Here is a 25,003-nt window from a genome sequence, read left to right on the forward strand (position 1 = left end):
CGCGCCTGAGAGCCCGGAGAGCTCCTGAGGGCGCGCAGCGTCCACCCGTCAACATGGACAACACGCCCATCGGCCAGTGGAGTGCCCTTTGGCAGCCACCGGTGCAGTGCGCACGGAGATGACCTGCGGTACCGCCGCGGGGAGTCCATTCTGGTCGCCGAGTCCGCAATCGGCCGTCGACCGAAGGAGTGCCGCAGTGACGACGAGGGGTCCCTCAGTATCGGCGGAAGCCGATGACACCTACGAGGACGAACTGCCTGTGAGGCGTCGGCAGCCGGGGAGCGTGGTCATCAGCTGGCTGACCACCACCGACCACAAGACCATCGGCACGCTGTATCTGGTCACCTCGTTCGCCTTCTTCATCATCGGCGGTGTCCTCGCGCTCGTCATGCGCGCCGAGCTGGCCCGTCCGGGTACGCAGATCGTCTCGAACGAGCAGTTCAACCAGGCGTTCACGATGCACGGCACGATCATGCTGCTGATGTTCGCGACACCGTTGTTCAACGGGTTCGCGAACTGGATCATGCCGTTGCAGATCGGCGCGCCCGACGTGGCGTTCCCGCGGCTGAACATGTTCGCGTACTGGCTGTACCTCTTCGGTTCGCTGATCGCCGTGGCCGGCTTCCTCACGCCGCAGGGCGCGGCCGACTTCGGCTGGTTCGCCTACTCACCGCTCACCGACGCGGTTCACTCGCCGGGCGTGGGCGCCGACCTGTGGATCATGGGTCTGGCCTTCAACGGCTTCGGCACGATCCTCGGTTCGGTCAACTTCCTCACCACGATCATCTGCATGCGCGCACCCGGCATGACGATGTTCCGCATGCCGATCTTCACCTGGAACGTCCTGCTGACCGGCGTACTGGTCCTGCTGGCCTTCCCGGTCCTGGCCGGCGCGCTCTTCGCGCTGGAGGCCGACCGAAAATTCGGCGCACACATCTTCGAAGCCTCCAACGGTGGTGCGTTGCTCTGGCAACACCTCTTCTGGTTCTTCGGGCATCCAGAGGTGTACATCATCGCGTTGCCGTTCTTCGGAATCGTCTCCGACATCATTCCGGTCTTCAGCCGGAAGCCGATCTTCGGCTACGTCGGTCTCGTCGCCGCGACGATCGCCATCGCGGGGCTTTCCGTGACCGTGTGGGCGCACCACATGTTCGTCACCGGCGGTGTGTTGTTGCCGTTCTTCTCCTTCATGAGCTTCCTCATCGCGGTGCCGACCGGTGTGAAGTTCTTCAACTGGATCGGCACGATGTGGAGGGGGTCGTTGTCCTTCGAGACGCCGATGCTCTGGTCCATCGGATTCCTGGTCACGTTCCTATTCGGTGGTCTGACCGGCGTGATCCTGGCGTCGCCGCCGCTGGACTTCCACGTCTCCGACTCGTATTTCGTGGTCGCGCACTTCCACTACGTCGTCTTCGGCACCGTGGTCTTCGCGATGTTCGCCGGATTCCACTTCTGGTGGCCGAAGTTCACCGGCAAGATGCTCGACGAGCGGCTCGGGAAGATGACGTTCTGGACGCTGTTCATCGGCTTCCACGGCACCTTCCTCGTGCAGCACTGGCTCGGCGTCGAGGGTATGCCGCGCCGCTACGCGGACTACCTCGCGGCCGACGGATTCACCGCCCTCAACACGGTTTCCTCGATTTCCTCGTTCCTGCTCGGCCTGTCGATGCTGCCCTTCTTCTACAACGTCTGGAAGACCGCCAAGTACGGCAAGAAGGTCGAGGTCGACGACCCCTGGGGTTACGGCCGCTCGCTGGAATGGGCGACGTCCTGCCCGCCCCCGCGGCACAACTTCCTGACCCTGCCGAGGATCCGTTCCGAATCCCCCGCGTTCGACCTGCACCACCCCTCGGTCCGTGCCATCGAGGAAGCCGCCACCCACCCTCACGATTCCGCCATCGTGTCCCCCGGAGACAAGCAGGTATAAGAAGGCCCGGAGCGACGGGTCGAGAGGAGGAGGACCGCGTGAAGCCGGACAAGGAGAGTGCCCGGGGCGTGGCTCAGGTGGAGGGCTACCTGCTCTGGAACGCCGAGGTCGAGGAGGCCCGCCGACAGGCACGCCGCTTCACCGACGCACTGCCCTGGCTCACCACCGCACAGCGTGCGGACGTGGAACGTGTCTACGCCGCGGACCGGATGGAGGTCTGCCGGGAGACGCTCACCAGGATCGCCGGCAGGGCCGTGGAACTCCGAGGCGAGTACACCGCGCGTTACGACCGGCTCAGGGCCCGCTGCGTGGCCCTGTGCGTCCTGACCGTCGGCACGGTGGGAGGCACCTGCACCGCCCTGACGCTGATCGGCCGCTGAACCCGGCCTCGGGCGCCCGGTCGGGCGGGCACCCGAGGTCAGTGGCGCAGCAGACAGAACGGATGGCCGGCCGGATCCGCGAACACCCGCCACCCACGGGCAGCGTCCCCTCGGTCCAGCAGAGTCGCCCCGAGCGCGAGAACCTGCTCCTGGGCACGGTCCAGATCCGGGACGGCGAAGTCCAGGTGGGACCGCTGCGGGTGAGCAGGGTCCGGCCACCTCGGAGGCCGGTACTCCCCGACCCGCTGGAAGCAGAGGACGAGCCCCGCCGGCGTATGCACCGTCGCCCAGTCCTCGCCGAGGGCCCACCGCTTGTCGGGCCGGTCCGCCTCCCCGCCGAGCACGGCCGCGTAGAACCCGGCCAGCCGCGCCGGATCGGGACAGTCCAGCACCACACACTGCAGTTCAGCGATCATGCGCAGCATCTTAGGAACCGGCGCTCACCGGGCAGGTACCGCCCACGCACGGTCGAGCTCGCCGAGATGCGAGGCAAGCAGCTCGGCGTGGAGCGGGGGCAGTTCGGCGGCGGGCCGGTCCAACTGCACCGCGCACGCCGTCGTGGTGTCGATGAGCTGCTCCAGCGTGCCCGCGACCCCCTCGGATCCGGCTGAGTGCCTGGCCACCGAAGGGAGTTCGGCCGCCGAGCGGTCGATCGCCGCACGGGCCACCGCCAACGAGCGGTAGGCGTCCCGGCGCAGAGCCGCCCTTCCGGCGTGATCCTCCCGGGCCTCCAGGACATGACCCAGATAGCGGTGCGCCGCACCCACCGCCGTGTCGAGGGCGGCCCGTACGGCGTGGCCCCGCCGAACCGGCAGCGGGAGGTGTCCGACGAGCAGCACCGTCGCACAGGCGAGGAGTGACTCCACCACCCGCCCCCAGGAGGCGGGCGGTTCGCCGCCCAGCACGACGAGAGACAGCACGAGTACGGTGACCACCACCGTCTGCACCGCGAAGTGACGGGTGGCCACCGGAAGAAGCGCGCCGCACAGCGCCACCGCCGCGATCAGCGGGAAGGGGCCCGGCACCTGCACGATCACGGCCCCGAAGACCGCAGCGCCCACGACCGTGCCCACCGCCCTGCACACCACCCGCGAGACCAGCGGCCCGAGATCGGGCTTGACGAGGAACACGGTCGTGGCCGGCAGCCAGTACCAGTGGTCGTGATGCAGCCACTGCGCCAGGACCGTACTCGTCGCACAGCACACCGCGACCCGAAGACCGTACTCGTACCCCGCCGCGCTCCACGCCCGGCGCAGGCCGGACACGTACGAGCGTGCGCCACGGCTGCCCGGGGGAGTACCGGCAGGGCGGTCGAAGACCGCGGCGGCCCGCAGCAGGGCGTCGTCCAGGGCCCGCAGTCCGGCATCCGTCCTGGCAGGAGCGGCCAGCGGTCCGCAGGGTCCGCCGCCCCGCACCGCTGCCGCCAGCCTTCGGGGGCCCTGCACGATCCTCGCAGGCAGCGGGAACCCGGCCCACGCCAGCGCGGTCGCGGCCTCGGCCAGCGGAAACGCCGCCGCGTACTGGGCGTGCAGCCGACGCTCGGCCGCCGAGCTCGCGTAACGCCGCAGCCGTGGCCCCGCAAGAGCGTCCTGGGCCTGGTCGAGCGCGGCACTCAGCGCTGCGCGCCCTGCCCGAGCCCGTGGGCCGCCGGTGGCCTCCAGGAGCAGGGCCACCGCCTCGTACACCCCGGCGACCGCCTCCCGCTCCCCGTCGAAACGGTACGGACCGCTTCCGGGCCGCCCTGGCGACGGCAGGGCCAGACGGAGCAGGAGGAGCCATCCCGCACCGGCCAGGAACAGCAGCGCGCGCACCGGCCCGGGCTCCGGCAGCGGCATGCCCGCACCGATCACGACCGCGACGAGAACCTGCGTACCGCACGCGGACGCGACCGGACCCGTCGAGCTGACCGCTCCCGCGACCAGACCCAGCAGCCCGAACACGAGCGGCAGAACGACCATGGACCGGCCGTCTCCCACTGCTGTCGCGATCGCCGTGCCGAGCAGCAGACTCGCCGATCCCGCCAGGGCGGGCAACCCCAGCCTGGCGACCGAGGCACGGCGGCTGCCGGGCCGGTCGTTGATGCCGGCCAGCATCGCGCCGAGCGCGGCGGGGACCCCGGCGCTCGGCCGCTCGGCGAGAACCGACACGAGCAGCGGCAGTGCGGCCAGCCCTCCGCGCAGCACCGCGTTCCACGGGACCGGTCCGCGCTGCGCGCGCAGCACATGGGCGAGCCAGGGAGGAAGCCGAGAGGCAAGAAGGGAAGGCGTGGGCACCGTGCTCCTGTCCGCGGGTCAGGGACGACATCGCCGGCGGACGCCTTCGGCCTGGGCTCGTGCCCAGCGTAGATCCCTTACGTGGAGGGTGTGCTACCTGTCCGTTTCCACCACATGACAGAGCCCTGGACCGCAGGCGTCACAGCGCGGCGCCGAAGTTCTGGGTCCACACGGGGCCACCCGACGAGTCCACCCTGCCGATCCCGATCTCCTTGAACGCGCAGTTGAGGATGTTCGCCCGGTGACCCTCGCTGTTCATCCAGGAGTCCATCACCGCCGCGGCGGTCTGCTGGCCCTTCGCGATGTTCTCGCCGTACGTGCTCCACCGGTACCCGGCGGCGGTGATACGCGCACCGGGATCGGTGCCGTCCGGCGAGGTGTGGTCGAAGTAGTCCCGTGCCACCATGTCCGCCGAATGGCCCGACGCGGCCTTCGCCAGAAGGCTGTTGCCGCTCACCGGCGCGCACCCTTCCTTCGCCCGTTCGGTGTTGACCAGGGCGATGACCTCGGCGGCCGCCGACGGGGCGGCCGACGCCTTGGGCGCGGGAGCGGGCTTGGGGGACGGTGGGTGCGCACTCCGCGTCTTCTCAGGAGAGGCCGAAGGGCTCCGGCTCTTCGAGGGTGAAGGGGACGTGGTCCTGGACGGCGACGGCGAGGCCGAGGAGGACGAAGGGGCGGGGGAGGAGGGGGACGGGGAGGCCGGCGTGGTCACCGGCGTCGAAGGGCCGGTGAGCGGTGCGACGGCGGTCGCCGGGTCCTCGTCCGCGTCATCCGTGTACAGATGCACCGCGGTCCCGCCGCCTCCCAGCACCGCGACCGCGGCCAGGCCGGCGACGACCGTGGTGCGGCGCCGGCGTCTCCTGGCACCGTCCCGACGGCGTTCGGCGCGGCCGGGGCCGGACACGGCGGCCGTCCCTGACCCGGCCAGGGACGCCGTCGGCAGTGGTTCCGTCGTCCGGCCACCGGCGGACGCCGCCACGGGAACCAGCGCCAGCCCCACCAGCAGGCCCTCCGCAGGGACAAGACCCGACCGGTGCCCTGCACACACGGTGCACTCACGCGCGTGTCGCGCCAGACGTTTGCGCCACAACGCGGACGGAATCCCGTCCCACCGGGCCGTCAGGTCCTCGAGCAGGACACAGCGTGGATCCGCCGCCAGAGCGCGTACCACCACCCGGGCGGCCTCCAGCCGCTCCTTCATCCGCTGGACCCGCACCGCGGTGTGCTGGGGGGACAGGTCGAGAGCACCCGCGACCTCGGCCCGTGACAGTTCCCCCGCGGTCTCCAGCCACCACAGCGACACCAGCTCCCGGTCGTCGTCGTCGAGCCACCGCGTGGCCTCGGCCGCCTCTCGGCGCTGGCCCGTCAGGCCGAGCCGGGCGATCGTCAGCTCGACGAAGTCGGCGGCGGGATCGACCACGTCGTACGCGTCGTCCATCCCGTCCGCGGATATCTCCCCGGTCCTGCGCCGACGCCAGAGCCCGCGTATCTCGTTCATGGTGATGGCCACGAACCAGGACCGGAAACTCTTCGGGTCACGCAGGGAGGGCAGGCCGCGGAGCATGCGCAGCACACTGTCCTGGACCACGTCGTCGACATCGGCGTGCCCGTTCAGCGCCCGGCCGACGATGTTGTACACCAGCGGCAGGTAGGACGCGACGAGCCGGTCCTGCGCCTCGGGGTCGCCCTGCTGCGCGGCCTTGATCAACGCCGTCTCGCGTGTCTCGCCCATGCTGTGCTCACTCTTCCGGGATCCTGTTCGGTCACTTCCCACACTCGGGAGACGCCGTGCGGCGGGGACGATAACAGGAAACCGGTCATGTGCTCGAGACGCGCCGGAAGATCCGCGCATGACGCGCGCCTGACCCGGTGACGGCGTGAGCGGTCACCGGGTCAGGAACGGGGCGAGGGACGGACGGCGGATCGACACGCCCGTACGGTCAGGAGCGGGGCGGGTCGTCCTTGCCGCGGTCCGCGCCGAACTCCTGCTTCAGCCTGTCCTGACCGGCGTCGATCTGCTTGCCGTACTTGCCGTGGGTCTTCTTGTCGATCATGTCTCCGGCCTTGTCGACGCCCTTGCCGGCCTGGTCCTCGTGGCCCTTCAGCATTTTCTTGATCTTGTCCAGCGCGGACATGGCGGATCCTCCTCGTGTTCGGGTCCCCCCACCCATACAGGGTCACCGCACATTGCCAGGTCCGCATCCGCGAGCATTCGCGAGCGCTTCCGCACGGGCCCTGCGGGCCCGACGGCCCTCCGACGTGTGAAGGGCGGCTGGGTGGGCAGATAACGGGTTACCAGGAGGAGGTGGTGGCCGTGGGCCGCATCCAGATCGTCCGCCGACCGCAGCCCCCCGCGGGGCCGCCCCCGCTGGACCTGAGGACACCGTCCGGACGGCCTCTGCCGTACTGAGGCGCTCCGGACACCGCCGGGCGCGTACACCGGTCAGTCATCACCGTGGTGTGCGAGGTCTCGACATGAGCGATCAGCGACAGTCACCGGTGGACGTGCTGCGGACGGACGTGAGTGCGCGACACCGGCCGGATCATCGAGAGGCCGCCAGGACCGGACGGAACGGACACCGGAGACAGGCTGAACCGCGCGATCGACGCGTACAACGCGCACTCCGCGAGTCGCAAGCACTGCCGAGCGATGCCGTCAGCGGTGTGGGACGCAAGCCCTGAGGGCCGGGCGGGCGGGGCGTAAGCTCCCGAGACATGATCGACCATTCGGCGCACGCCCCGTCCGCTCGCACGACGAACTGGGCGGGCAACATCACTTTCGGCGCGAAGCGGCTCCACACACCCACCTCCGTCGCCGAACTCCAGGACATCGTGTCCGCCGGCACAGCGGTCAGGGTGCTGGGCACCGGCCACTCGTTCAACACCGTGGCCGACACGCACGGCGACCTGATATCCGTCGCGGACCTGCCCCGCTCGATCGAGATCGACCAGGAGGCCCGGACCGCGACGGTGAGCGCCGGTCTGCGCTTCGGCGAGCTGACCGGGCCCCTGCACCGCAGCGGGTTCGCACTGCACAACCTCGGCTCCCTGCCCCACATCTCCGTGGCGGGAGCGTGCGCCACAGGCACCCACGGTTCGGGCGTGGGAAACCGCTCCCTGCCGGGCGCCGTCAGGGCGCTGGAACTCGTCACCGCCGACGGCGGCATCGTCTCGCTGGAGCGGGGCGACGCCGGATTCGACGGAGCGGTGGTCTCCATGGGGGCGCTCGGCGTCGTGACCCGGCTGACCCTGGACCTCGTGCCGGCGTTCGAGATCCAGCAGTGGGTGTACGAGGGGCTCCCGCAGGAGCAACTGCTCGGCCGGTTCGACGAAGTGATGTCCGAGGCCTACAGCGTGAGCCTCTTCACCGGTTGGCACGGCGGCCCGGTCGACCAGGTGTGGCTCAAGCAGCGTGTCGCGGACGACGGCCCCCGCACCGCCCCGCGTCAGTGGCTCGGAGCGACGCTCGCGCAGGGTGCGAGGCATCCCGTACCCGGTGTCGCCGCGGAGCACTGTACGCAGCAGCACGGCGTCCCCGGACCCTGGCATGCCCGCCTCCCTCACTTCCGCCTGGAATTCACCCCCAGCAACGGTGACGAGCTCCAGTCCGAGTACTTCGTCGCCCGGCGCGACGCGGTGGCGGCCTACGAGGCACTCGACCGGATCCGGCAGGAGTTCTCCCCGCTGCTGCAGATCGGCGAGATCCGCACCGTGGCGGCCGACGACCTGTGGCTGAGCCCGGCCCAAGGGGGGGACTCCGTGGCGTTCCACTTCACCTGGGTGCCCGACACCGCCGCCGTGGCGCCCGTGCTCGGGGCCATCGAGGAGGCGCTCGCCCCCTTCGGCGCCAGGCCGCACTGGGGCAAGGTCTTCACCACCCGGCCCGGCGCACTCCGGGAGCTGTACGGCCACTACGCCGACTTCGAGCGGCTGACCGAGCGGTTCGACCCCACCGGCACGTTCCGCAACGATTTCCTGGCGGACCACTTCCCCCGTACCGGCTGAGGCCCCGGGCCTCCCGCCCGAGGGGCCCTTACGAGCTCGTCAGAGCGCCCCGCTCGGTCCGTCGGGCCGACGGTTCGCCGACGGGCCGGGCGCGAGCTTCTCCACGAGAGCGGCGAGCTCCTCGCACGCCACCTCCGTCTCGTGGCGGATGTTGTTGTGCTCGGTCACGATCGCCGCGAGCAGGAGCGCGGTGAGGGCCACACAGCCGTTCAGCACACACAGGTTGAGCATGACCTCCAGCACCGTGTGGTCGTGGAACGGTCCGGCACCCTGGGTCCCGGCGACGACGGCCATGACGGACATGACGAGGGCGCAGGGAGCGCTGCCCGCCAGCTGGAAGCGGAGCGCCGCCCAGACGAGCACCGGGAACAGGAGGTAGATCATGGACAGCGGGCTTCTGGTCGCGACGGTGGTCACACCCAACGCGACCACCGTGAGTGCCAGCCCCTCCGCCCACCGGTCGTCCCTCCGGGGCAGGCGTGCCCGGCGCAGGACGAGCAGCAGGGGAGTGACCGTCAGCACGCCCATCGCGTCTCCCGCCCACCAGGCAGACCAGATCGGCCAGAACCGGTTCGCGGACAGCGCTCCGCTCAGCAGCTGTACCCCCGTGCCCGCCGTGGAGCTGATGACCATGCCGGCCAGGGCTCCCAGGAAGACCAGGGCGACTCCGTCGCGCAGGCGGTCCAGCTCCGGGCGGAACCCCACCGCGCGCAGGGCCAGGAAGGAGCACAGGGGGGCCAGAGTGCTGCCCGCCGTGATGACGAGGGCCCAGAAGTCGAACCCGCCGCTCATGGAGATGACGGTGAGCAGCGCGCCGAGTGCGATCCCGGGGAGGATCCGTGGCCCCAGAAACAACAGGGAAGCCAGGGCGATCCCGGACGGCGGCCACAGAGGGGTGACGACCGTGCCCTCCACCTCGACCTTCCTGAGGAGACCGAGCCGTCCGGAGACGTAATAGGCGGCGGCGATGCCCAGCATCCGCAGAACGATCACGGTTCGGCGTCTGGTCTGCTCGCTGCGGATCACGCATCTCATAAGACACCGCTCATGATGGCGGGCCCTTTGTGACACGCGCGGCCGGGGACCGCCTCACCCCGGGCCCGTGGCCGCGTCGCCGTGGCGCAGAACGAGCACGGCCGCGTCGTCCTCATGGCCCGTGAGCCCCGAGGCCTGGAGGACCCGGTCCGCGAGCTCCTCGGCGCCGGCGGTTGCGTGGGCGCTCACCAGACGCCTGATCCTGTCCAGCCCGTCGTCGAGCGAGAGCGACGGCCCTTCGATGACTCCGTCGGTGAGCAGAACGAACGCACCGGTGACGTCCAGAGCGCGCCGGGTGACGGGGTAGTGCTGGCGCAGCGCTATGCCGAGCGGGAGTCCGCCGGCGTCGGCGGTGACGCCCGAGCGACCGTCGGCCGTCGCCCACACGGACGCGACATGCCCCGCGCGGGCGCTCCACAGCTCACGGGTGCGCGGATCGAGCCGGAGGAAGGAGCATGTGGCGAAGAGATCCGAGTCCATGGAGAGGATCAGATCGTTGGTGCGGCTCATCACCTCACCCGGATCGGCGGCCGAGCTGGCGATGGCGCGCATGGCGATCCGGATCTGCCCCATGAAGGCCGCCGCCTCCACGTCGTGCCCCTGGACGTCACCTATGGACAGGCCGAGAGCCCCGTCCGGCAGGACGAAGCCGTCGTACCAGTCGCCGCCGATGTCCAGCCCGTCGCGCGCGGGGGCGTAGCGAGCGGCGGTCTCCAGCCCGGGGAAGACGGGCAGTGTCGCGGGCAGCATCTTGCGTTGCAGGGCCTGAGCCAGCTCGACGCGGGCCTGATGCAGCTCCACCTCTTCCCGGGCGCGGGCGGTCAGATGCTGCAAGGTGCTGAGCAGGTCCTCGGCGCTCGCGGACCGGGGATTTCGACGCCGGTTCATTGGCCGCCTCGCGTTGCGATAGTCCTCGCATCATATTTCGGCCCCGGAACTCCTGCGAGCGTTGTCAGCGGGCCATGAGGCGCCGGGTGCCCGGGTCGGTCAGCCGGCGCGGCCCAGGGAGGCGGTGAGCCGCCCCAGGGTCTCCTGAAGGGCCAGTACCTCCTGGACCGACAGCCCCGTGGCCCTGAGGATCGCGCGCGGCACGGGCAGCGCGCGCTCACGCAGCCCTGCTCCGGCATCGGTGAGGTGGACCGTGACCGACCGCTCGTCCTCCGGGCTGCGCTCACGCCTGACCAGACCCGCTGATTCCAGCCGTTTCAGCAGCGGCGAGAGCGTGCCGGAGTCCAGATGCAGCCGCTCACCGATCGTCTTGACCGGGAGAGGGCCGTGCTCCCACAGGACCATCATCGCCAGGTACTGCGGGTAGGTGAGGCCGAGATCCTTGAGCGCCTCCCGGTAGACGCCGCCGAACGCGCGCGACGCCGCCTGCAGGGAGAAGCAGACCTGGTGGTCCAGCTTGAGCAGTTCCGTGTCAGGCAGATCGGCCGATCCGGGGGCAGGGGGTGACGTCATGACTCCAGCCTAACGCGCCGCCCATCATTGAGTTGTGTGCAATTGAATTGTGTGCAACTCTCAAGGGGTGGCCGGGTCGCGGTCACCGTCGTACGAGAGAAGGTCACCCCATGGACGCGCTGTACACCGCTGCCGCCACCGCCAACGGCCGTGAAGGCCGGGCCGTGAGCTCCGACGGACGGATCGACCTCGCGCTCGCCATGCCGCCGGCCCTCGGGGGCAACGGGGAGGGCACCAACCCGGAGCAGCTCTTCGCCGCCGGATATGCCGCGTGCTTCGCCAGTGCCATGAGCTCGGTCGCCCGCGAGATGAAGGTCGACACCAAGGACGTGGCCGTGACGGCCGAGGTCTCCATCGGCAAGGACGATTCCGGCTTCGGCCTCGCGGTCGTCATGCGCGTCGAACTGCCCGAGGCGCTGGAGGGGGAGACGGGCCGGCGTCTGGTCGAGGCGACGCACGCGTACTGCCCCTACTCGAAGGCCACGCGCGGCAACATCGACGTCGAGCTCGTCATCGAATAGAAGGCCTGGTTCCCCGCCCGCTGTGGGGTGGGGAACCGTTTGCCGGGTACCGCCCCCGGGCGGCCGGAGGTGAACGCGTACACTCGGCTCCCGTTTCCGCTGATTGGCGGGCATAACCGATGGATGGGCAGTTCACGTGAGTTTTGCAGAGGCAACCGACGCACCGATCTACGCCGGTCTGGTGGAGGAGCAGGGCGACGTTCCGGCCGAGGTGCGGCGGGTGGCGGAGGAGACCCTGCTCGAGGTGGAGAGCGCCCTCGACTTCAGCGCGGTGCGCGCACCGGCCGCCGCCGCCCGCTGAGCCCGGCCCGGACACGCCGGCACCCCAGTGGCCCTGGTCCGGATCGAGCGGGGATCCGGCGGGCAGGATGCAGGTCCGACCCCCTGGACCCCTCACTTCCGGAGCGCCGCGTGACCATCACCCTGCACCGCTCGGCAACCGTCCTGTTCCAGGGCGACAGCATCACCGATGTGGGACGGCTGGTGGAACGCGACAGCCCTCTGGGCAACGGATACGTCCGGATGGCCGCCGAGCGGGTGCTGACCGCGCGGCCCGACGCCGGCATCACGTTCGTCAACCGGGGCGTCGCCGGCGACGGCGTCTCGGATCTGCGCGCCCGCTGGCGGGAGGACGCACTGGACATCCAGCCGGATGTGGTGTCCGTCCTCATCGGCGTCAACGACACCTGGCGCCGCTACTGTTCCGACGTCGTCACCTCGGTGCGGGCGTACGAGAACGACTATCGCACCATTCTCGCCCAGGTCAGGGATGAGCTGGACGCCCAGCTGATCCTCATCGAGCCCTTCCTCGTGCCCGTACAGGACGAGCAGTGGGCCTGGCGCGAGGACATCGACCCCAGGATCCAGGCGGTCCGCAGGCTGGCCGAGGAGTTCGACGCCGAGCTGCTGGCGGCGGACGGTCTGCTCAACCAGGCGGCGCGCGCCGTCGGCGGTGCCGAGCTCATCGCGGGGGACGGGATCCACCCGACCCCGCTCGGTCACACGGTGCTGGCCGAGGCCTGGACGGAGCTCGCGGGTCTGTAGCGCGGGGGTTCGTGCGATCACCTTCAGTCGAACGCTGGCCAGTGGTGTCACGGAGGCCGGATGGCCGCTAGTATCTCGCCGTCCGCTTCTGCTGCAATTGCATCCGGAATTGCATCCGGGGGTGTGAGCACGGGACGCCTGTTCAGCCGCTGCGGGCTCCGGTGGCGCACCAGGAAGTGGTGTCGGCGCAACGAAAGGACGGACCGCATGCAGCACATCGACAACGGCGTTCCCGCCAACTCCCTGACCGGCGTGGAGTGGAAGAAGAGTCATCACAGCAACCCCAGTGGGAATTGTGTCGAGATGGCGCTCCTGCCCGGCGGCTCGGTGGCCGTACGCAACTCCCGGCACCCCGAAGGGCCGGCGCTCGTGTACACCCGGGACGAGGTGCGTGCGTTCCTCGCGGGCGTCAGGGACGGCGACTTCGACACCATGACCGGCTGAATCCACGACAGGTCGGACTGAAAGACACGGCACTCTCGGATCGGCCGGTCCCTGAGGGGACTCCTGATGGCACACTGGTGTGACGACGCCCGCCCTCAGGAGTCCGCATGCCCGGCATCGAACCGCTTCAGCCGTCACGGAAGCCGACGCTCACCCCGGCCACCGGGGCAAGTCCCACAGCATTGCGCCTGGTTCTGGGCGCGCAGCTGCGGCGGATGCGCGGCGAGGCGGGCATCACGCCCGAAGTCGCCGCCGAGCGGATCCGGTGCTCGACTGCGAAGATCAGCCGGATGGAGACGGGGCACTCTCCCTGCAAGGAGCGCGACGCCGCCGACCTCCTCGCGCTCTACGGCGTGGCCGACCCCGCGAGGACAGCCGAGTTCATCGACCTGGTGCGCAAGGCCGGCCAGCGCGGCTGGTGGCGCAACTTCGCCGACGTACTGCCGGACTGGTTCGAGCCCCTGGTCGGTCTGGAGGAGGCCGCGGCGTCCATCCGTACGTACGAGGCGCACTACATCCCGGGACTCCTGCAGACCGCCGACTACGCCTATGCCGTGGTGCGTTCGGGTCATGCCCTCGAATCGGAGGAGATCACCGAGCGCCGCGTCGAGCTCAGGCTCAGGCGGCAGCAGTTGCTGCAGCGAAGGGACGCGCCGAAGCTCTGGGTGCTGCTGGACGAGGCCGTGCTGATGCGCCCGACGGGTGGCGTCCGGGTGATGCGCGAGCAGCTCGCACATCTGCTGGAGATGACGGAACTGCCCCATGTGATCGTGCAGGTGGCCCCTTTCGCGGTCACCGCCCATACATCTCCGGGTAACGGCATCACCTATCTGCGGTTCGCGGTGGACGGGCTCCCTGATGTCGCGTACATCGAGCATCTGACGAACGCCACATCGGTGAACAAGCCGGAGAGCACGGACGAGTACCGGTGGATCCTGGACTCACTCAGCGCGCAGTCGCCGAGCCCCGCCGAGAGCAGGGACCTGCTGAGGCTGGCGCTCAAGCGCTACAGCGGGGACGGTCACCTCTCCGACGGCCCCACCGTGTGAGCGCTCTCCTCCAACGGCGTGCGCCCACCCCACCGGCACGGGGGCTGGCCAGGGGGGGGGGGCAGGCGTCTGCGGCAGCCGACTCGCCGGTGATCCGTCACCTCACCACTTGCGGCCGACTCCGCCGTACTCGATCCACTCCTCGGTCTCCTGCTTCGGCGCCAGATCCGAATCGGGCCGCCAGGTCGACACCTCGACCAGTCCGGGATCCAGTACGTCCAGACCCTCCAGGAAGTCGTGCACGTCCTGCTGTTGGCGCACCCGGCCCCATCGGTTGCCAGTGCTCTTCGCCATGAAGTCCGTGACGAAATCGCGGGTGGCCGCGTCCTCGCTCACCAGCTGACACACCACCAGGAAGCTTCCTGGTGCCAGACGGGCCGCCGTCCGGCGCACGAGATCCGCGGGGTCGTCCTCGTCGGGGATGCAGTGCATGACGGACACGAACAGGGCGGCGACCGGCTCGTCGAGGTCGATGAGCCGGTTCACCTCGGGATGGCCGAAGATTCCCTCGGTGTCCCGCATGTCCGCCTGGATGACCGAGGTCCGGTCGTTCTCCTCGAGTATGGCTTTGCCGTGCGCCAGGACAATGGGGTCGTTGTCTATGTAGACGACCCTGGACTCGGGGTCCACCAACTGGGCGACCTGATGGACGTTGTCCTGCGTCGGAAGGCCGGATCCGTGGTCGATGAACTGACGGACTCCGTACTCGGACGCCAGATGGTGCACGACGCGGCGCAGGAACCTGCGGTTGTTCACCGCCAGGACCTTGGTGCTGGGCACATGCACCAGGAGCTGCTCGGATGCCTCACGGTCGGCCGGGTAATTGTCCTTGCCGCCCAGGTAGTAGTCGTACATGCGCGCGACGCTCGGCACATGTACGTCGATGTTCGTCGGAATGGAGGTATCCCCGTTGCTCATCCAGCCCTCGCGGTTCTCAAAGAGAGTGAAGTCGGTGTCCGTGACGTCATGCTAGAGATCTCGCCGGGTGGCTGACAGTCCTCGGGGGAGTGAGGCAAGGCCGCAGGGGTTTGAATCAGCCACCTGTGAGCGGAGCCGGAAGCCGCGTCGCCGGGGCAAACCCCACCGATGAGGCCCATTCTGCCCGCCGGAATGTCAACTCTGCCTGATGAAAGACCTATTGCTGCCCGCAGCGGGCGGGGTGGGGCCCCGCATACGGGGCGTACGCGGCATTGTGCCAACGCGGCCGGAAATCGACGATGTGGTGACGGTCCGTTGTCGACTCGGCATCCTGGAAGCGGCTGCCCGGGACCGCGTCGGTGGATCGCCGCTCAAGCCCGGCGGTCTATCGTGGGTGTCATGCCCGCCCCAGAGCTGATCCGCATCGTCTCACGCGACTCACCCATGGCCTTGGCCCAGGTCGAGCGCGTCCGGGCCGAACTCGCGGCCCACAGCCCCTCCATCGCCACCGAGGTCGTCCCTGTCAGGACCACGGGCGACAAATGGATGGGCGACCTCTCGAAGGTCGAAGGCAAGGGAGCCTTCACCAAGGAGGTCGACGCCGCCCTGCTCGCCGGGGAGGCGGACCTGGCCGTCCACTGCGTCAAGGACATCCCCGCCGACCGCCCGCTGCCCGCCGGCACGACGTTCGCCGCCTTCCTCGAGCGCGACGACATCCGCGACGCCCTCGTCCACCCCGACGGGCTCACGCTCGACCAGCTCCCCGACGGCACCCGCGTCGGCACGTCGTCCGTCCGCAGAACCGCGCAACTCGCCGCCTCGCACCCCCACCTGACGTGTGTTCCGTTCCGTGGGAACGCCAACCGGCGACTGGCGAAGCTCGCCGCAGGAGAGGCCGACGCGCTCCTCCTGGCCGCCGCGGGTCTCCACCGCATCGGACGTCCCGATGTGATCAGCGAGATTCTCGCGCCGGACACGATGTGCCCGCCCATCGGCGCCGGCGTCCTCGCCCTGCAGTGCCGCGAGGACGACACGGCGACCATCGACGCCGTGAGCCCGCTCAACCACCCGGGCACCTACCGGGAGACCACGGCGGAGCGCATGTTCCTCCATGTCCTGCAGGGCCACTGCAACTCGCCGATCGCCGGCTACGCCACGGCCCACCGCAACGGAGACCTCTCGCTGCGCGCCTGCGTGTTCACGCCCGACGGCAAGACCATCCTCAACGCACATGAATGGGCCGGCCCCCTGGACCCCGCCACCCTCGGCACCTCGGTGGCCGTCGCGCTGCTGCGCCAGGGCGCCCGCGAACTGATCGACAACATCGCCCACTGAACCCCGGCCGCCCGGCGGACCCGCGGTCCGCCGGGCCGCATGGACTCAGCCGCCGAGCCGAACCGGCAGGGTCGAGGAACTGTTCGAGAACAGGGACGGCACCGCGACGAGCTCGTGGGGATCGACGGCCATCGACATCCCCGGATACCGCGCGAACACCGCGGGCAGAGCCAGTGCCGCCTCCAGCCGTGCCAGCGGCGCGCCCAGGCAGAAGTGCGGACCGTTGCTGAACGCCAGGTTCCTGCGCTGCTCCCTGGTGATGTCGAACCGGTCGGCGTCCTCGCCGTGCTGGCCCGTGTCACGCCCCACTCCGCTGAACGGAGCCATGATCGCCTCGCCCTTCGGGATGCGGACCCCGGCCAGCTCGACGTCCTCCAGGGGATAGCGGAAGGGGAAGTTCCCGATCGGGGCGTCCCAGCGCAGTGTCTCCTCGACCACGCCCGACCAGGTGTCCGCGTCCCCGCGTACGGCGATCTCCCGTTGATCGGGGTGGGTCAGCAGCGCCCGCACGGCGTTGGTGATCAGGCTCAGGGTGGTCTCCTGCCCCGCCGACAGCATGAGCAGCAGGGTCCCGACCAGCTCCTCCTCGCTCAGCGAGTCCGGGTCCGCGGCACGGGCCGCTATCAGCGCGCTGGTGAGGTCGTCGCCCGGATCGCGCCTGCGCCCCTCGACCACCCTGGCCAGCAGCTGGTACTGCTCGGTCTGGCTCGCGGTGACGTCCTCCGGGGCCAGGTCGGAGCGGAAGATGTTGTCCATCAGCTCCTGAAGACGAGGACGCTCGTCCCCCGGAACCCCGAACAGCTCGCAGATGACCTGCATCGGCACGGGGTGCGCGAAGTGCCTGCGGAGGTCGACGCTGCCGTCCGCACCGGCGTGCGAGGGCAGCTCGTCCAGAAGCTCGTCCACGATCCGCTGGATGCGGGGACGCAGGGCCTGGACCCGGCGCGGGGTGAAGGTCTGGGTGACGAGTTTGCGCAGCCGACGGTGCTCCTGCCCGTCGGAGGTCACCATGTTGGTGACCTTCACCATGCCGATGAGAGGCCAGCCGTCGGTTATCTCGTCCCGGATTATGGCATTCCAGTTGCGCCAGTCCTTGCTGAACCGTGGGTCGGTGATCATCTCGTTGAGCAGGGCGTGCTGCGTCACCGACCAGGCCATCACGTCCCCCGGCAGCAGGACCTTCACCACGGGACCGAGTTCACGGAGCCTGGCGGCCTCGCCCTGGTGGTCCGTCCCATGAGGGTCCAGAGCGACGACCGGTATCCGGCCCCCGGCAGCGGAGTTCGTCTGTGATGTCATACGGGCTGCTCCTGGTCTAGGGGACCCGCCGTCCGGCGGTCCTGAGTGGGATACGGCAGTTCACCGGCGTGCCGCGCGGGGGACGCGGGCCGGTATACGGGCGGCGGAGAACTCCGCGGGCAGGGCGACCGGAATCCTCGTCCAGGGCGACGGGCGCCAGGCCAGCTGCTCCTCCGGAACAGCGAGCCTCATGTCCGGCAGCAGATGAAGAGCCGTCTGCACCGCTGTACGCGTGATCAGGCGTGCGGGCACCTGCGCGGGACACACGTGCGGACCTGAGGAGAACGCCAGATGCGAGCGGTTGCCCCACCCGTCCTCCGCACCGTCCGGCCTGACGTCAGGATCGTCGTTCGCCGCGGCATGCCCGAGGATGAGGCAGTCACCCCGCCGGATGTAGTGACCGCCGAGCTCCGTGTCGTGGAGCGCGTACCTGGCGGGCATGTTGTTCATCGGCGGATCCCGCCACAGCGCCTCGTCCAGGGCGTCGTCCACCCCCAGCCGCCCGCCGTGCAGGTGCGCGGCGAAACGCGGATCCGTCAACATCAGACGCAGTGTGTGCGAGATCCACGCCGTGACGGTCTCGTTGCCCGCGGAGATCATCACCACGATGGACTGGAGACGCTCCGCCTCGTTGCGCAGATTCGGGTGATCGATGAAGACCGTCGTCATGTCGCCGGTGGGGTTGCGGCGGCGCTCACGCACCGTGTCCAGAAGGATCTGCTCGAAGTTCCGGTTGCCCGCCTGCGAGTTGTCCGCACTGCCGAACAGGGCGATGAGCGCGTCCAGCAGCTCCCGGCCCTCCGTGCTGTCCAGGCCGAACAGTGAGGCGAGAGACAGCATCGGCACGATCGTCGCGTACTCGTTGACCAGATCGGCACTGCCGCGCCCGGAGAACGCCGCGATCAGCTCCGTGCACAGGGCCTCGACCTCGCGACGCACCCTGCGCTGGTCCATCCGCGCGATCCCGTCGTCCAGAGGCGCCCGCAGACGACGGTGTTCGGGGCCGTCCGCACCGATGACGTTGGCACGCCACCCCATCATCGGGATGAGCCCCGAATACGGCGGTACGACGCCCTCGTTCAGATCACGCCAGTTACGGGCGTCACGGGAGAAGATCTGCTCCTGACGGGTGATGGTCAGCAGCTCCCGGTAGCCCATCACCAGCCAGGCGGGGACACCCGGTTCGAGCTCGACCTTCGCGACGTTGCCCCACTGCTCGCGAAGTCCCCGGTAGACGGCCCGCGGATCGGGTGAACCGACCACCAGGGGCAGCGACGCGAGGCCGCCGCCCTGCTGCCGTACGTGCGCCGGGCACCCGGGCGGCGGCGTACTCATGAAACAGCCTCCGTACGCCGTGCCGTGCCTGTGTGCGACACGTGCCGCACAAGAGTGATCAGGGAATCGACCGACGAGACGCGCTCACGGGCGTCGCAGAGCACGATCGGCGTCGACGGCAGCAGATCCAGCGCGCCGCGCAGTTCCTCCTCGGAGTACTGCTCGCTGTCCGGGAACTGATTGACCGCCACGGCGAAGGGCAGCCCCCGGATCTCCAGCTGCTCCAGGACGTCGAAGCTGTCCTCCAGCCGACGCGTGTCGATCAGTACGAGCACACCGAGGGCGCCCTCGGCCAGCCCTTCCCACAGATCCCAGAACCGCCGCTGGCCCGGCGTGCCGAACAAGTACATGACCAGCCGCGAACTGAGCGTGATGCGGCCGAAGTCCAGGGCCACCGTGGTCGTTGACTTCTCCTCCAGGCCGGCCAGTTCGTCGACCCCCACGCTGGCCTCCGTCATCACCTCCTCGGTGCGCAGCGGTTCGATCTCGCTGACGGACCCCACGAGCGTCGTCTTGCCAACGCCGAACGCACCGACGACGAGGATCTTGACGGCCTGCTGCACCGTGTCGGGCAGATAGCGGTCAGCGGAGCCGACGGAGACCATCCAGTACCTCCTGTAGCAGTTGCTTTTCAGGCAGCGCGGCCTGCGGAACACCGGAGCGCGCGGACAGATGCCCGCTGTCGACGAGGTCGGACGCCAGCACCTTCACCAGACTGACGGGTAGCCCGAGATGCGCGGCAGCCTCCACCAGGGACAGCAGCTGCCCGCACATCCGTACGAGAGCGGTCTCCTCCCTGGTCGCCGTGAGAGGGAGCGCCCGGGCGGGGTCCACCGCGACGAGCAGCGTCTCCACCCCGATCGTGTTGCGGGAAGGCCTGGAGCGCCCCTTCGTGATCACGTACGGCCTTAACGCACCCTCCGAGAAGCCCTCTCGAGGCCCGCTCACACGGAGCCCTGGCGCGGCGGACTGGTGAGGTTGCGTGCTCCGATCTTCATCACCTGCGCCTGCATCTGCCGGGCCACCAGCTTCGGGTCGACCACCGGGCCCGTCACGACGGCCAGATGTGCGCCGTTGGCGCTGCGCATGAAGAGGAAACCGCCGTTGAACTCCACCATCTGCTGATGGACCGTGCCGCCGTCCTCGCCGAATTCCCGCCCCAGCCCCCGGCCGAGCGACTGAAGACCCGAGCAGCTCGCCGAGAGGCGGTCGGCCGAGTCGCGGTCCATACCCTCCGAGCTGGCCAGCAGCAGACCGTCCGAGCTGAAGACGATGGCCTGACGCACGCCGGGCACTGCGGCGACCTCGGAGATCATCCAGCCGCGCTGCTCCGGGTTCTCCACGTAATTGGTGCTCACTTCTGTCCTTCCGAGGAATCGGGGGATTCGGAGGGGTCGTACGGGGGGTCGTACGAGCTGGGATCCGAGGGGAGGGAACCCGTCGTCGGGGGTGTGGTCCTGCTGCCCTCGAAGAACTGCTCCATCCAGTCGCCGGCGTCCTCCGGCGAACCCGGCGGGGTGACAGCCGTCGGTGCCTCTTCCACCGAGGGGACGTACCCGTCACGGCGGGACCGCCGCTGAGGGAGCCGACGGCGGCCGGCAGGTTCCTCTGCCTGCTGTGAGGGCCGCTCGGACGACGGCACGGGACGTGCCTCGGGCTCCGGTGCCTGCCGGGGAACGGTGGCCTCGGGCGTGTCCGCCGGCCCCTCGGGGGAGACGTCGGCCGGCATCGGAGCGGGCGGAGGCGTGGGGAGTACGCGTCCGCCCGTCCCTCCGGCGGGTGCGAGTGTCTTGAGGAGTTCGAGCGGCACCAGGATGACCGCGCGGACACCCCCGTACGGCGAAGGTCCCAGATCGACGCCGAGACCGTGACGGTGGGCGAAGCGGCCGATGACGGCGAATCCGGTCTGCGGAATCTCGCCGACGTCGCCGACGCCCAGCAGACGCCGGCCCGAGACGACCTCACGTGCCTCGGCCAGCCGGTACTCGTCCAGGCCCAGACCACCGTCGTCCACCTCGACCACCGCCCCGCGCTGCACGGTGCGCACCGTGACGGGCACGCTCGTCCTGGGCGGTGAGTACTCCGTCGCGTTGGCCAGCAGCTCCGCGATCAGGTGGATCAGCGGCTCGACCACCGAAGCGGTGATCCCGACATCGGGGTCGCCGGTGACCTCCACGCGCCTGAACGAGACGATCCGGCCCGAAGCGGCCCGCACCACATCGACCAGCGCCAGCGGCTTCTGCCACTGCTGACCCGGCCATTCCCCGCACAGCACCTTGAGACTCTGGGCGTGCCGTGCCTGCTGTGTCGCCGCATGGTCCACCTGCATGGTGGCCTCGAGCAGACCGGAGTCGGAGGGATGGCGTTCCGCCATTCCCGACACGGTCGCCTGGATCCGGTGCGCCGAGGTCTGGACGCGGCTCGCCAGCTCCACCAGCGCGATGCGCTGCGACTCGCCACGGCCGTCGACGACCTCGGTCACGTCCGCGAGGAGGCGGTCGTACCACTTGGCGAGTTCCAGGGCGAGGGGCTCGTCGGTCTCCGGAGATTCGGGAACCTCGCTCAGGCCCAGTGCGGCGGGCACCCGCTCCGCCACGAGGAACTCGGCCCCCTGCAGCGCCGCATCGGTCTGGGTACGCACGTACGCGTGCCAGTCCGCGTCACGGCGCGAGGCCTCCGCCTCCCGCTCACGTAGCTCGGCGTGCAGGCCGGCGGCCTCGGCCGCGGAGGCCAGGTGCTGCTTCCGCAGAGGCAGGAGGAGTGCGAGGACGAGCAGGAACGCCGCAGAAAAGGCCATGGTCGCGCCGGTGCCGAGCCCGGCCACAGGTATGAGCGCTGTCGCGAACGCGATGAGGAGGACGAGAGCCACCGTCCAGAGGATGTTGCTCCTTCGGCGCTTGACCGGGGGAGTGGGGGGACGAGCCATGGAAGACCTTCGAGTCGGCGACACGTCAAAAGATCGTAGCCCCCACCGGCTAAGCGGAGGCGAGAAGTGACACTAACTCCGCCGGTCTGCACCACACTTGGACACGGCCCCCAACAGGTCATCGCATATACATACTCGGTTGAGGGCGCCGGACGCGCTCAGGAGCGCGGGCAAGGGGAACGCGCGAACCATGCCGAACAGCTTCTCTGTCATCGCCCCGGCCCGTGACCAGAGGCCGCGGACTGCGGCGCGGAACCGGTCCGCGTAGGGTCGGGGGCATGGTGCATGTACTGAGCAGCAGGGTATTGCTGAGGCCCGGCGACCCGGAGGCCTCCAGGGACTTCTACGGACGGACGCTGGGGCTGCCCGTCTACAGGGAGTTCGGCACAGGGCCCGAGCGTGGCACGGTGTACTTCCTCGGCGGCGGCTTCCTCGAGGTGTCCGGGCGCTCGGACGGACCACCGGCCGAGACGCTGCAGCTCTGGATGCAGGTCGATGACTGCGCGGCGGCCCACGAGGAGATCGCGGCCCGTGGCGCACGCGTCCTCCGTCCGCCGCTCCAGGAGCCCTGGGGGCTGATCGAGATGTGGATCGCCGATCCGGACGGTCATCGGATCGTACTGACCGAGGTACCCGCCGACCACCCCCTGCGCTACCGCCCCTGAGCGTCGTGGCGGACGGCGGACATCACCGTGCGAAGACGTCCAGGGCGACACGGGCCGCCTGCGCGACGAGCGCGTCCCGCGGCTCCGCGTCGCGGACATCGCGTCGGGAGAGTACGGCGAGGACGATCGGCGCTGAGTCCGGCGGCCGGACGACAGCGATGTCGTTGCGGGCGCCGTAGCCGCCCGTGCCGGTCTTGTCGCCCACCAGCCATCCGGCCGGGGTGCCCGCGCGGATGAGGGCGTCGCCGGTGGTGTTGCGCTTCAGCCAGTCGTTCAGCAGCGCCCGTTCGTCCGCGCCGAGAGCATCGCCGAGCGCGTAGGCGCGCAGACCGGCGGCCAGGGCCCGAGGCGTGCTGGTGTCACGGGCATCACCGGGCGTGCCCTCGCTGAGGTCGGGTTCCAGGCGGTCGCACCGGGTGGTGCGGTCGCCGAGAGCGACGAGTGACTTCTGCAGGGCACGGGGACCACCGAGCTCGCGGAAGAGGAGATTCGCCGCTGCGTTGTCGCTGTAGCGGATGGCCGCGTCGCACAGTTCGCGCAGGGTGAGCCCCGTGTCCACGTGCTGCTCGGTGACCGGGGAGTTGGCGACGAGATCAGCACGGTCGTACCGCACGCGGCGGTCGAGCCGCTGAAGGGTGTACATGTCCAGCACTGCACCCGTCAGCAGAGCCTTGCAGGTCGAGGCGTAGGCGAAGCGCTCGTCCGGGCGGTGGGCGACGGACAGACCACTCCCGCTGTCGACCGCGTACACGCCCAGACGGGCATCGAACTTCCGCTCCAGTTCCTCGAACGCTCGTTGTGTTCCGTGCGTTGCTCCTCCGGACGGTGAGGGCGTCGGTGGCGCGGCATCGGATGTCGTCGTGTCGCACCCGGCGAGCGGAAGGGTTGCGAGGCCGACCAGTGCGCGGAGCGCGGTGCGGCGGGGGAGAGGGCTGGGCATGAGTGCGGCGGCCTCCTGGGTCCGGGTGGGCTGTCGGCCGTCCCTCCGCTGATGCGCCCCCTGTTGGCGCGGGTGTCCGGGGGGTGCGGGGACGACGTGGCCGACACGTTCTTGCGCTCCAGCGTAGGGCGGACCCTCGGGTTCTCCACCGTGACGCCGGCCCGTGTCGCTGTCCCCATGTCCGGTCGTGCACTGAGCTTCGGAGCGAAGGCAACGGCGTACGAACGGTTCAGGCCGGGGTATTCCGTGGAACTCTTCGACAAGGTGGCGACGTTCGCGGGGCGGCCGATTCACACGGCCCTCGAGATCGGCGCCGGCACGGGCAAGGCGACCCGCCTGTTCGCTCGCCGGGGCATCGCCGTCCTGGCGACCGAGCCGGACGAGGCCATGCTCGCCGTGCTGCGCAAGCACGTGCCGGCACACGTCAGGGCGGTGCGCGCAGCCTTCGAGGACCTGCGAGCGGGTGAGACGTACGGACTCGTCTACGCGGCAGCGGCGTTGCACCGGACGCGTCCGGAGGGCCGGTGGTCACGCGTGGCGGCGCTGCTGGAGCCGGGTGGAGTGTTCGCCTCGTTCGGCGGGCCGATCCGGCCGGTGGATCCCGCCGTGGAGAAGGCGGTACGCGAGGCGCGTGCGCCGTTCGGAGCGGGAACAGGTATTCGCTCAGATCGCGCGGGTTCTGCCGGAGACGATCGAGATCGACGCCGACATCACGGTGCATCTCGCGCGTCGGGGACGCAGGGGCCGGAACTCATAGACGTGGTGCGCCGTAGGACGTGCCGGTCGCGGTAGGTGAGCGCCGGAGTCCTGCCTTCCTATCGGCCGTTCGGGTCCTCTGTGTGGATGTGGTGCAACCATCCGTGCTCCTCACGGGTCACATCAAGTGGGAGCAAACGGCTCTCAAGGATGCAAGGGGGAAATATGCGCATTGCTCGTAATCTCGCCGCTGTCGGCACAGTCGCCGTGCTCGCCGTGGGTGGCACGGCAGCGTTCGGCGCGACGGCCTCCGCCGCGCCGAACGTCACGCCGCAGGGCGTCTGCGGCGCGGCCTACAAGACCGTGAACTCCGCGCCTGTCGGCTCGCTGGGCACGGTCTATCTGACGTACAACGCCTCCAACGGCCAGAACTGTGTGGCGACGATCCGCGCCAACCCGGGGACGGCCGTCAGCATGTCCGCGTACGTCTACGTCCCCGAGACCGACGAGTGGGCCGGTGACGACGGGGACTTCACCTCGTACGCGGGACCCGGTTACGTCCAGGGCAAGGGCCACTGCGTGAGCTGGGGCGGACACATCGACAACCTGTACGTGTCGGTGGAGAACTCCAACTGCGCTGCCCTGAAGGAGCACAGGGTCACCGAAGTCCGCTGATAGTCCGGTCTCGGCAGCGGAGCCCGGCCTGTGCCTTCTGCGGCGGCGGGCCCGGCAGGAAACCCCTGCCGGGCC

General features: G+C 69.8%; 27 protein-coding genes. 12 read left to right on the top strand and 15 right to left on the bottom strand.

Features of this window, described 5'->3' with window-relative positions; translation table 11 throughout:
• Positions 1 to 196 precede the first annotated feature (196 nt).
• A complete protein-coding gene (gene ctaD / locus AB0C75_RS32605; protein ID WP_362895604.1) occupies positions 197 to 1,927 on the top strand; it encodes a cytochrome c oxidase subunit I in 1,731 nt (576 codons plus the stop codon).
• Between the two features lie 38 nt (positions 1,928 to 1,965).
• Positions 1,966 to 2,307: a hypothetical protein gene (locus AB0C75_RS32610; RefSeq protein WP_362895606.1), complete on the top strand. Its 342-nt coding sequence runs from the start codon at positions 1,966 to 1,968 to the stop codon at positions 2,305 to 2,307.
• A 38-nt stretch (positions 2,308 to 2,345) separates the two neighbouring features.
• Here AB0C75_RS32610 and AB0C75_RS32615 read toward each other — a convergent pair whose 3' ends face one another.
• The 4 genes from AB0C75_RS32615 to AB0C75_RS32630 all read right to left on the bottom strand — a co-directional run bounded on the left by AB0C75_RS32615 (position 2,346) and on the right by AB0C75_RS32630 (position 6,715).
• Complete coding sequence (locus AB0C75_RS32615) at positions 2,346 to 2,723, bottom strand: VOC family protein (RefSeq protein WP_362895608.1); 378 nt, start codon at positions 2,721 to 2,723, stop codon at positions 2,346 to 2,348.
• A gap of 24 nt (positions 2,724 to 2,747) precedes the next feature.
• Complete coding sequence (locus AB0C75_RS32620) at positions 2,748 to 4,580, bottom strand: FUSC family protein (protein ID WP_362895610.1); 1,833 nt, start codon at positions 4,578 to 4,580, stop codon at positions 2,748 to 2,750.
• A gap of 139 nt (positions 4,581 to 4,719) precedes the next feature.
• Positions 4,720 to 6,312: a sigma-70 family RNA polymerase sigma factor gene (locus tag AB0C75_RS32625; RefSeq protein WP_362895612.1), complete on the bottom strand. Its 1,593-nt coding sequence runs from the start codon at positions 6,310 to 6,312 to the stop codon at positions 4,720 to 4,722.
• A 208-nt stretch (positions 6,313 to 6,520) separates the two neighbouring features.
• Entirely contained in the window at positions 6,521 to 6,715 is a 195-nt protein-coding gene (locus AB0C75_RS32630; protein ID WP_362895614.1) for an antitoxin, read from the bottom strand.
• A gap of 580 nt (positions 6,716 to 7,295) precedes the next feature.
• Between AB0C75_RS32630 and AB0C75_RS32635 the strand changes: the two genes are divergently transcribed.
• Positions 7,296 to 8,585 carry an FAD-binding protein gene (locus tag AB0C75_RS32635; RefSeq protein WP_362895616.1) on the top strand — a complete coding sequence of 430 codons (1,290 nt, stop codon included), beginning with the start codon at positions 7,296 to 7,298 and terminating at the stop codon, positions 8,583 to 8,585.
• A gap of 39 nt (positions 8,586 to 8,624) precedes the next feature.
• Here AB0C75_RS32635 and AB0C75_RS32640 read toward each other — a convergent pair whose 3' ends face one another.
• The 3 genes from AB0C75_RS32640 to AB0C75_RS32650 form a co-directional block, all read right to left on the bottom strand.
• Entirely contained in the window at positions 8,625 to 9,611 is a 987-nt protein-coding gene (locus AB0C75_RS32640) for an MASE1 domain-containing protein (RefSeq protein WP_362895618.1), read from the bottom strand.
• Between the two features lie 63 nt (positions 9,612 to 9,674).
• Entirely contained in the window at positions 9,675 to 10,508 is an 834-nt protein-coding gene (locus AB0C75_RS32645; protein ID WP_362895620.1) for a PP2C family protein-serine/threonine phosphatase, read from the bottom strand.
• A 99-nt stretch (positions 10,509 to 10,607) separates the two neighbouring features.
• Positions 10,608 to 11,081: a MarR family transcriptional regulator gene (locus tag AB0C75_RS32650; RefSeq protein ID WP_362895622.1), complete on the bottom strand. Its 474-nt coding sequence runs from the start codon at positions 11,079 to 11,081 to the stop codon at positions 10,608 to 10,610.
• A gap of 110 nt (positions 11,082 to 11,191) precedes the next feature.
• On the opposite strand from AB0C75_RS32650, the gene AB0C75_RS32655 reads away from it, so the two are divergent.
• The 5 genes from AB0C75_RS32655 to AB0C75_RS32675 all read left to right on the top strand — a co-directional run bounded on the left by AB0C75_RS32655 (position 11,192) and on the right by AB0C75_RS32675 (position 14,139).
• Positions 11,192 to 11,602, top strand: coding sequence for an organic hydroperoxide resistance protein (locus AB0C75_RS32655; RefSeq protein ID WP_362895624.1), 411 nt, complete (start codon positions 11,192 to 11,194; stop codon positions 11,600 to 11,602).
• Positions 11,603 to 11,738: 136 nt separating this feature from the next.
• Positions 11,739 to 11,903: a hypothetical protein gene (locus tag AB0C75_RS32660; protein WP_362895626.1), complete on the top strand. Its 165-nt coding sequence runs from the start codon at positions 11,739 to 11,741 to the stop codon at positions 11,901 to 11,903.
• A 110-nt stretch (positions 11,904 to 12,013) separates the two neighbouring features.
• On the top strand, positions 12,014 to 12,646 hold the full coding sequence (locus AB0C75_RS32665) for an SGNH/GDSL hydrolase family protein (RefSeq protein ID WP_362895628.1): 633 nt from the start codon (positions 12,014 to 12,016) through the stop codon (positions 12,644 to 12,646).
• Positions 12,647 to 12,853: 207 nt separating this feature from the next.
• Complete coding sequence (locus tag AB0C75_RS32670) at positions 12,854 to 13,090, top strand: DUF397 domain-containing protein (RefSeq protein ID WP_362895630.1); 237 nt, start codon at positions 12,854 to 12,856, stop codon at positions 13,088 to 13,090.
• Between the two features lie 107 nt (positions 13,091 to 13,197).
• Positions 13,198 to 14,139, top strand: coding sequence for a helix-turn-helix transcriptional regulator (locus AB0C75_RS32675; RefSeq protein WP_362895632.1), 942 nt, complete (start codon positions 13,198 to 13,200; stop codon positions 14,137 to 14,139).
• Between the two features lie 102 nt (positions 14,140 to 14,241).
• Here AB0C75_RS32675 and AB0C75_RS32680 read toward each other — a convergent pair whose 3' ends face one another.
• Positions 14,242 to 15,057 (bottom strand): SAM-dependent methyltransferase, encoded by an 816-nt coding sequence (locus tag AB0C75_RS32680; RefSeq protein WP_362895634.1) that lies wholly within the window; start codon positions 15,055 to 15,057, stop codon positions 14,242 to 14,244.
• 399 nt (positions 15,058 to 15,456) lie between these two features.
• Between AB0C75_RS32680 and hemC the strand changes: the two genes are divergently transcribed.
• On the top strand, positions 15,457 to 16,392 hold the full coding sequence (gene hemC, locus AB0C75_RS32685) for a hydroxymethylbilane synthase (RefSeq protein ID WP_362895636.1): 936 nt from the start codon (positions 15,457 to 15,459) through the stop codon (positions 16,390 to 16,392).
• Positions 16,393 to 16,437: 45 nt separating this feature from the next.
• Here the strand turns inward: hemC and AB0C75_RS32690 are convergent, their stop codons facing one another.
• Genes AB0C75_RS32690 through AB0C75_RS32715 form a run of 6 tightly spaced genes read right to left on the bottom strand, consistent with a single transcriptional unit; the run spans position 16,438 to position 21,952 of the window.
• A complete protein-coding gene (locus AB0C75_RS32690) occupies positions 16,438 to 17,691 on the bottom strand; it encodes a cytochrome P450 (RefSeq protein WP_362895638.1) in 1,254 nt (417 codons plus the stop codon).
• A gap of 60 nt (positions 17,692 to 17,751) precedes the next feature.
• On the bottom strand, positions 17,752 to 18,963 hold the full coding sequence (locus AB0C75_RS32695; RefSeq protein WP_362895657.1) for a cytochrome P450: 1,212 nt from the start codon (positions 18,961 to 18,963) through the stop codon (positions 17,752 to 17,754).
• Positions 18,964 to 19,022: 59 nt separating this feature from the next.
• A complete protein-coding gene (locus tag AB0C75_RS32700; RefSeq protein WP_362895640.1) occupies positions 19,023 to 19,631 on the bottom strand; it encodes an ATP/GTP-binding protein in 609 nt (202 codons plus the stop codon).
• A complete protein-coding gene (locus AB0C75_RS32705; RefSeq protein WP_362895642.1) occupies positions 19,609 to 19,926 on the bottom strand; it encodes a DUF742 domain-containing protein in 318 nt (105 codons plus the stop codon). The genes AB0C75_RS32700 and AB0C75_RS32705 overlap by 23 nt, the downstream gene beginning before the upstream one ends.
• A 44-nt stretch (positions 19,927 to 19,970) precedes the next feature.
• Positions 19,971 to 20,342 (bottom strand): roadblock/LC7 domain-containing protein, encoded by a 372-nt coding sequence (locus AB0C75_RS32710; protein WP_362895659.1) that lies wholly within the window; start codon positions 20,340 to 20,342, stop codon positions 19,971 to 19,973.
• A 38-nt stretch (positions 20,343 to 20,380) separates the two neighbouring features.
• Complete coding sequence (locus tag AB0C75_RS32715; protein WP_362895644.1) at positions 20,381 to 21,952, bottom strand: ATP-binding protein; 1,572 nt, start codon at positions 21,950 to 21,952, stop codon at positions 20,381 to 20,383.
• Between the two features lie 278 nt (positions 21,953 to 22,230).
• Between AB0C75_RS32715 and AB0C75_RS32720 the strand changes: the two genes are divergently transcribed.
• The gene (locus tag AB0C75_RS32720; RefSeq protein ID WP_362895646.1) at positions 22,231 to 22,617 is read left to right on the top strand and encodes a VOC family protein; all 387 of its coding nucleotides are present in this window, start codon (positions 22,231 to 22,233) and stop codon (positions 22,615 to 22,617) included.
• Between the two features lie 22 nt (positions 22,618 to 22,639).
• On the opposite strand, the gene bla is transcribed toward AB0C75_RS32720, so the two are convergent.
• The gene (gene bla, locus AB0C75_RS32725) at positions 22,640 to 23,557 is read right to left on the bottom strand and encodes a class A beta-lactamase (protein ID WP_362895648.1); all 918 of its coding nucleotides are present in this window, start codon (positions 23,555 to 23,557) and stop codon (positions 22,640 to 22,642) included.
• Positions 23,558 to 23,734: 177 nt separating this feature from the next.
• Between bla and AB0C75_RS32730 the strand changes: the two genes are divergently transcribed.
• Both AB0C75_RS32730 and AB0C75_RS32735 read left to right on the top strand, forming a co-directional pair.
• The gene (locus AB0C75_RS32730) at positions 23,735 to 24,349 is read left to right on the top strand and encodes a class I SAM-dependent methyltransferase (RefSeq protein ID WP_362895650.1); all 615 of its coding nucleotides are present in this window, start codon (positions 23,735 to 23,737) and stop codon (positions 24,347 to 24,349) included.
• Between the two features lie 129 nt (positions 24,350 to 24,478).
• Positions 24,479 to 24,928 carry a spore-associated protein gene (locus tag AB0C75_RS32735; protein WP_362895652.1) on the top strand — a complete coding sequence of 150 codons (450 nt, stop codon included), beginning with the start codon at positions 24,479 to 24,481 and terminating at the stop codon, positions 24,926 to 24,928.
• Positions 24,929 to 25,003: the final 75 nt, after the last annotated feature.

The organism is Streptomyces sp. NPDC048565 (assembly GCF_040650935.1).
Classification (GTDB): Bacteria; Actinomycetota; Actinomycetes; order Streptomycetales; family Streptomycetaceae; genus Streptomyces.

Bases quoted from the DNA above. Each gene is read 5' to 3' on its own strand.
- AB0C75_RS32710 (WP_362895659.1), bottom strand. From the start codon at position 20,342: ATGATCTCCGAGGTCGCCGCAGTGCCCGGCGTGCGTCAGGCCATCGTC.
- AB0C75_RS32630 (WP_362895614.1), bottom strand. From the start codon at position 6,715: ATGTCCGCGCTGGACAAGATCAAGAAAATGCTGAAGGGCCACGAGGAC.
- AB0C75_RS32720 (WP_362895646.1), top strand. From the start codon at position 22,231: ATGGTGCATGTACTGAGCAGCAGGGTATTGCTGAGGCCCGGCGACCCG.
- AB0C75_RS32675 (WP_362895632.1), top strand. From the start codon at position 13,198: ATGCCCGGCATCGAACCGCTTCAGCCGTCACGGAAGCCGACGCTCACC.
- AB0C75_RS32625 (WP_362895612.1), bottom strand. From the start codon at position 6,312: ATGGGCGAGACACGCGAGACGGCGTTGATCAAGGCCGCGCAGCAGGGC.
- AB0C75_RS32735 (WP_362895652.1), top strand. From the start codon at position 24,479: ATGCGCATTGCTCGTAATCTCGCCGCTGTCGGCACAGTCGCCGTGCTC.
- AB0C75_RS32655 (WP_362895624.1), top strand. From the start codon at position 11,192: ATGGACGCGCTGTACACCGCTGCCGCCACCGCCAACGGCCGTGAAGGC.
- AB0C75_RS32730 (WP_362895650.1), top strand. From the start codon at position 23,735: ATGTCCGGTCGTGCACTGAGCTTCGGAGCGAAGGCAACGGCGTACGAA.
- hemC (WP_362895636.1), top strand. From the start codon at position 15,457: ATGCCCGCCCCAGAGCTGATCCGCATCGTCTCACGCGACTCACCCATG.
- AB0C75_RS32670 (WP_362895630.1), top strand. From the start codon at position 12,854: ATGCAGCACATCGACAACGGCGTTCCCGCCAACTCCCTGACCGGCGTG.
- AB0C75_RS32635 (WP_362895616.1), top strand. From the start codon at position 7,296: ATGATCGACCATTCGGCGCACGCCCCGTCCGCTCGCACGACGAACTGG.
- AB0C75_RS32615 (WP_362895608.1), bottom strand. From the start codon at position 2,723: ATGATCGCTGAACTGCAGTGTGTGGTGCTGGACTGTCCCGATCCGGCG.
- AB0C75_RS32690 (WP_362895638.1), bottom strand. From the start codon at position 17,691: ATGACATCACAGACGAACTCCGCTGCCGGGGGCCGGATACCGGTCGTC.
- AB0C75_RS32715 (WP_362895644.1), bottom strand. From the start codon at position 21,952: ATGGCTCGTCCCCCCACTCCCCCGGTCAAGCGCCGAAGGAGCAACATC.
- bla (WP_362895648.1), bottom strand. From the start codon at position 23,557: ATGCCCAGCCCTCTCCCCCGCCGCACCGCGCTCCGCGCACTGGTCGGC.
- AB0C75_RS32645 (WP_362895620.1), bottom strand. From the start codon at position 10,508: ATGAACCGGCGTCGAAATCCCCGGTCCGCGAGCGCCGAGGACCTGCTC.
- AB0C75_RS32700 (WP_362895640.1), bottom strand. From the start codon at position 19,631: ATGGTCTCCGTCGGCTCCGCTGACCGCTATCTGCCCGACACGGTGCAG.
- AB0C75_RS32650 (WP_362895622.1), bottom strand. From the start codon at position 11,081: ATGACGTCACCCCCTGCCCCCGGATCGGCCGATCTGCCTGACACGGAA.
- AB0C75_RS32680 (WP_362895634.1), bottom strand. From the start codon at position 15,057: ATGAGCAACGGGGATACCTCCATTCCGACGAACATCGACGTACATGTG.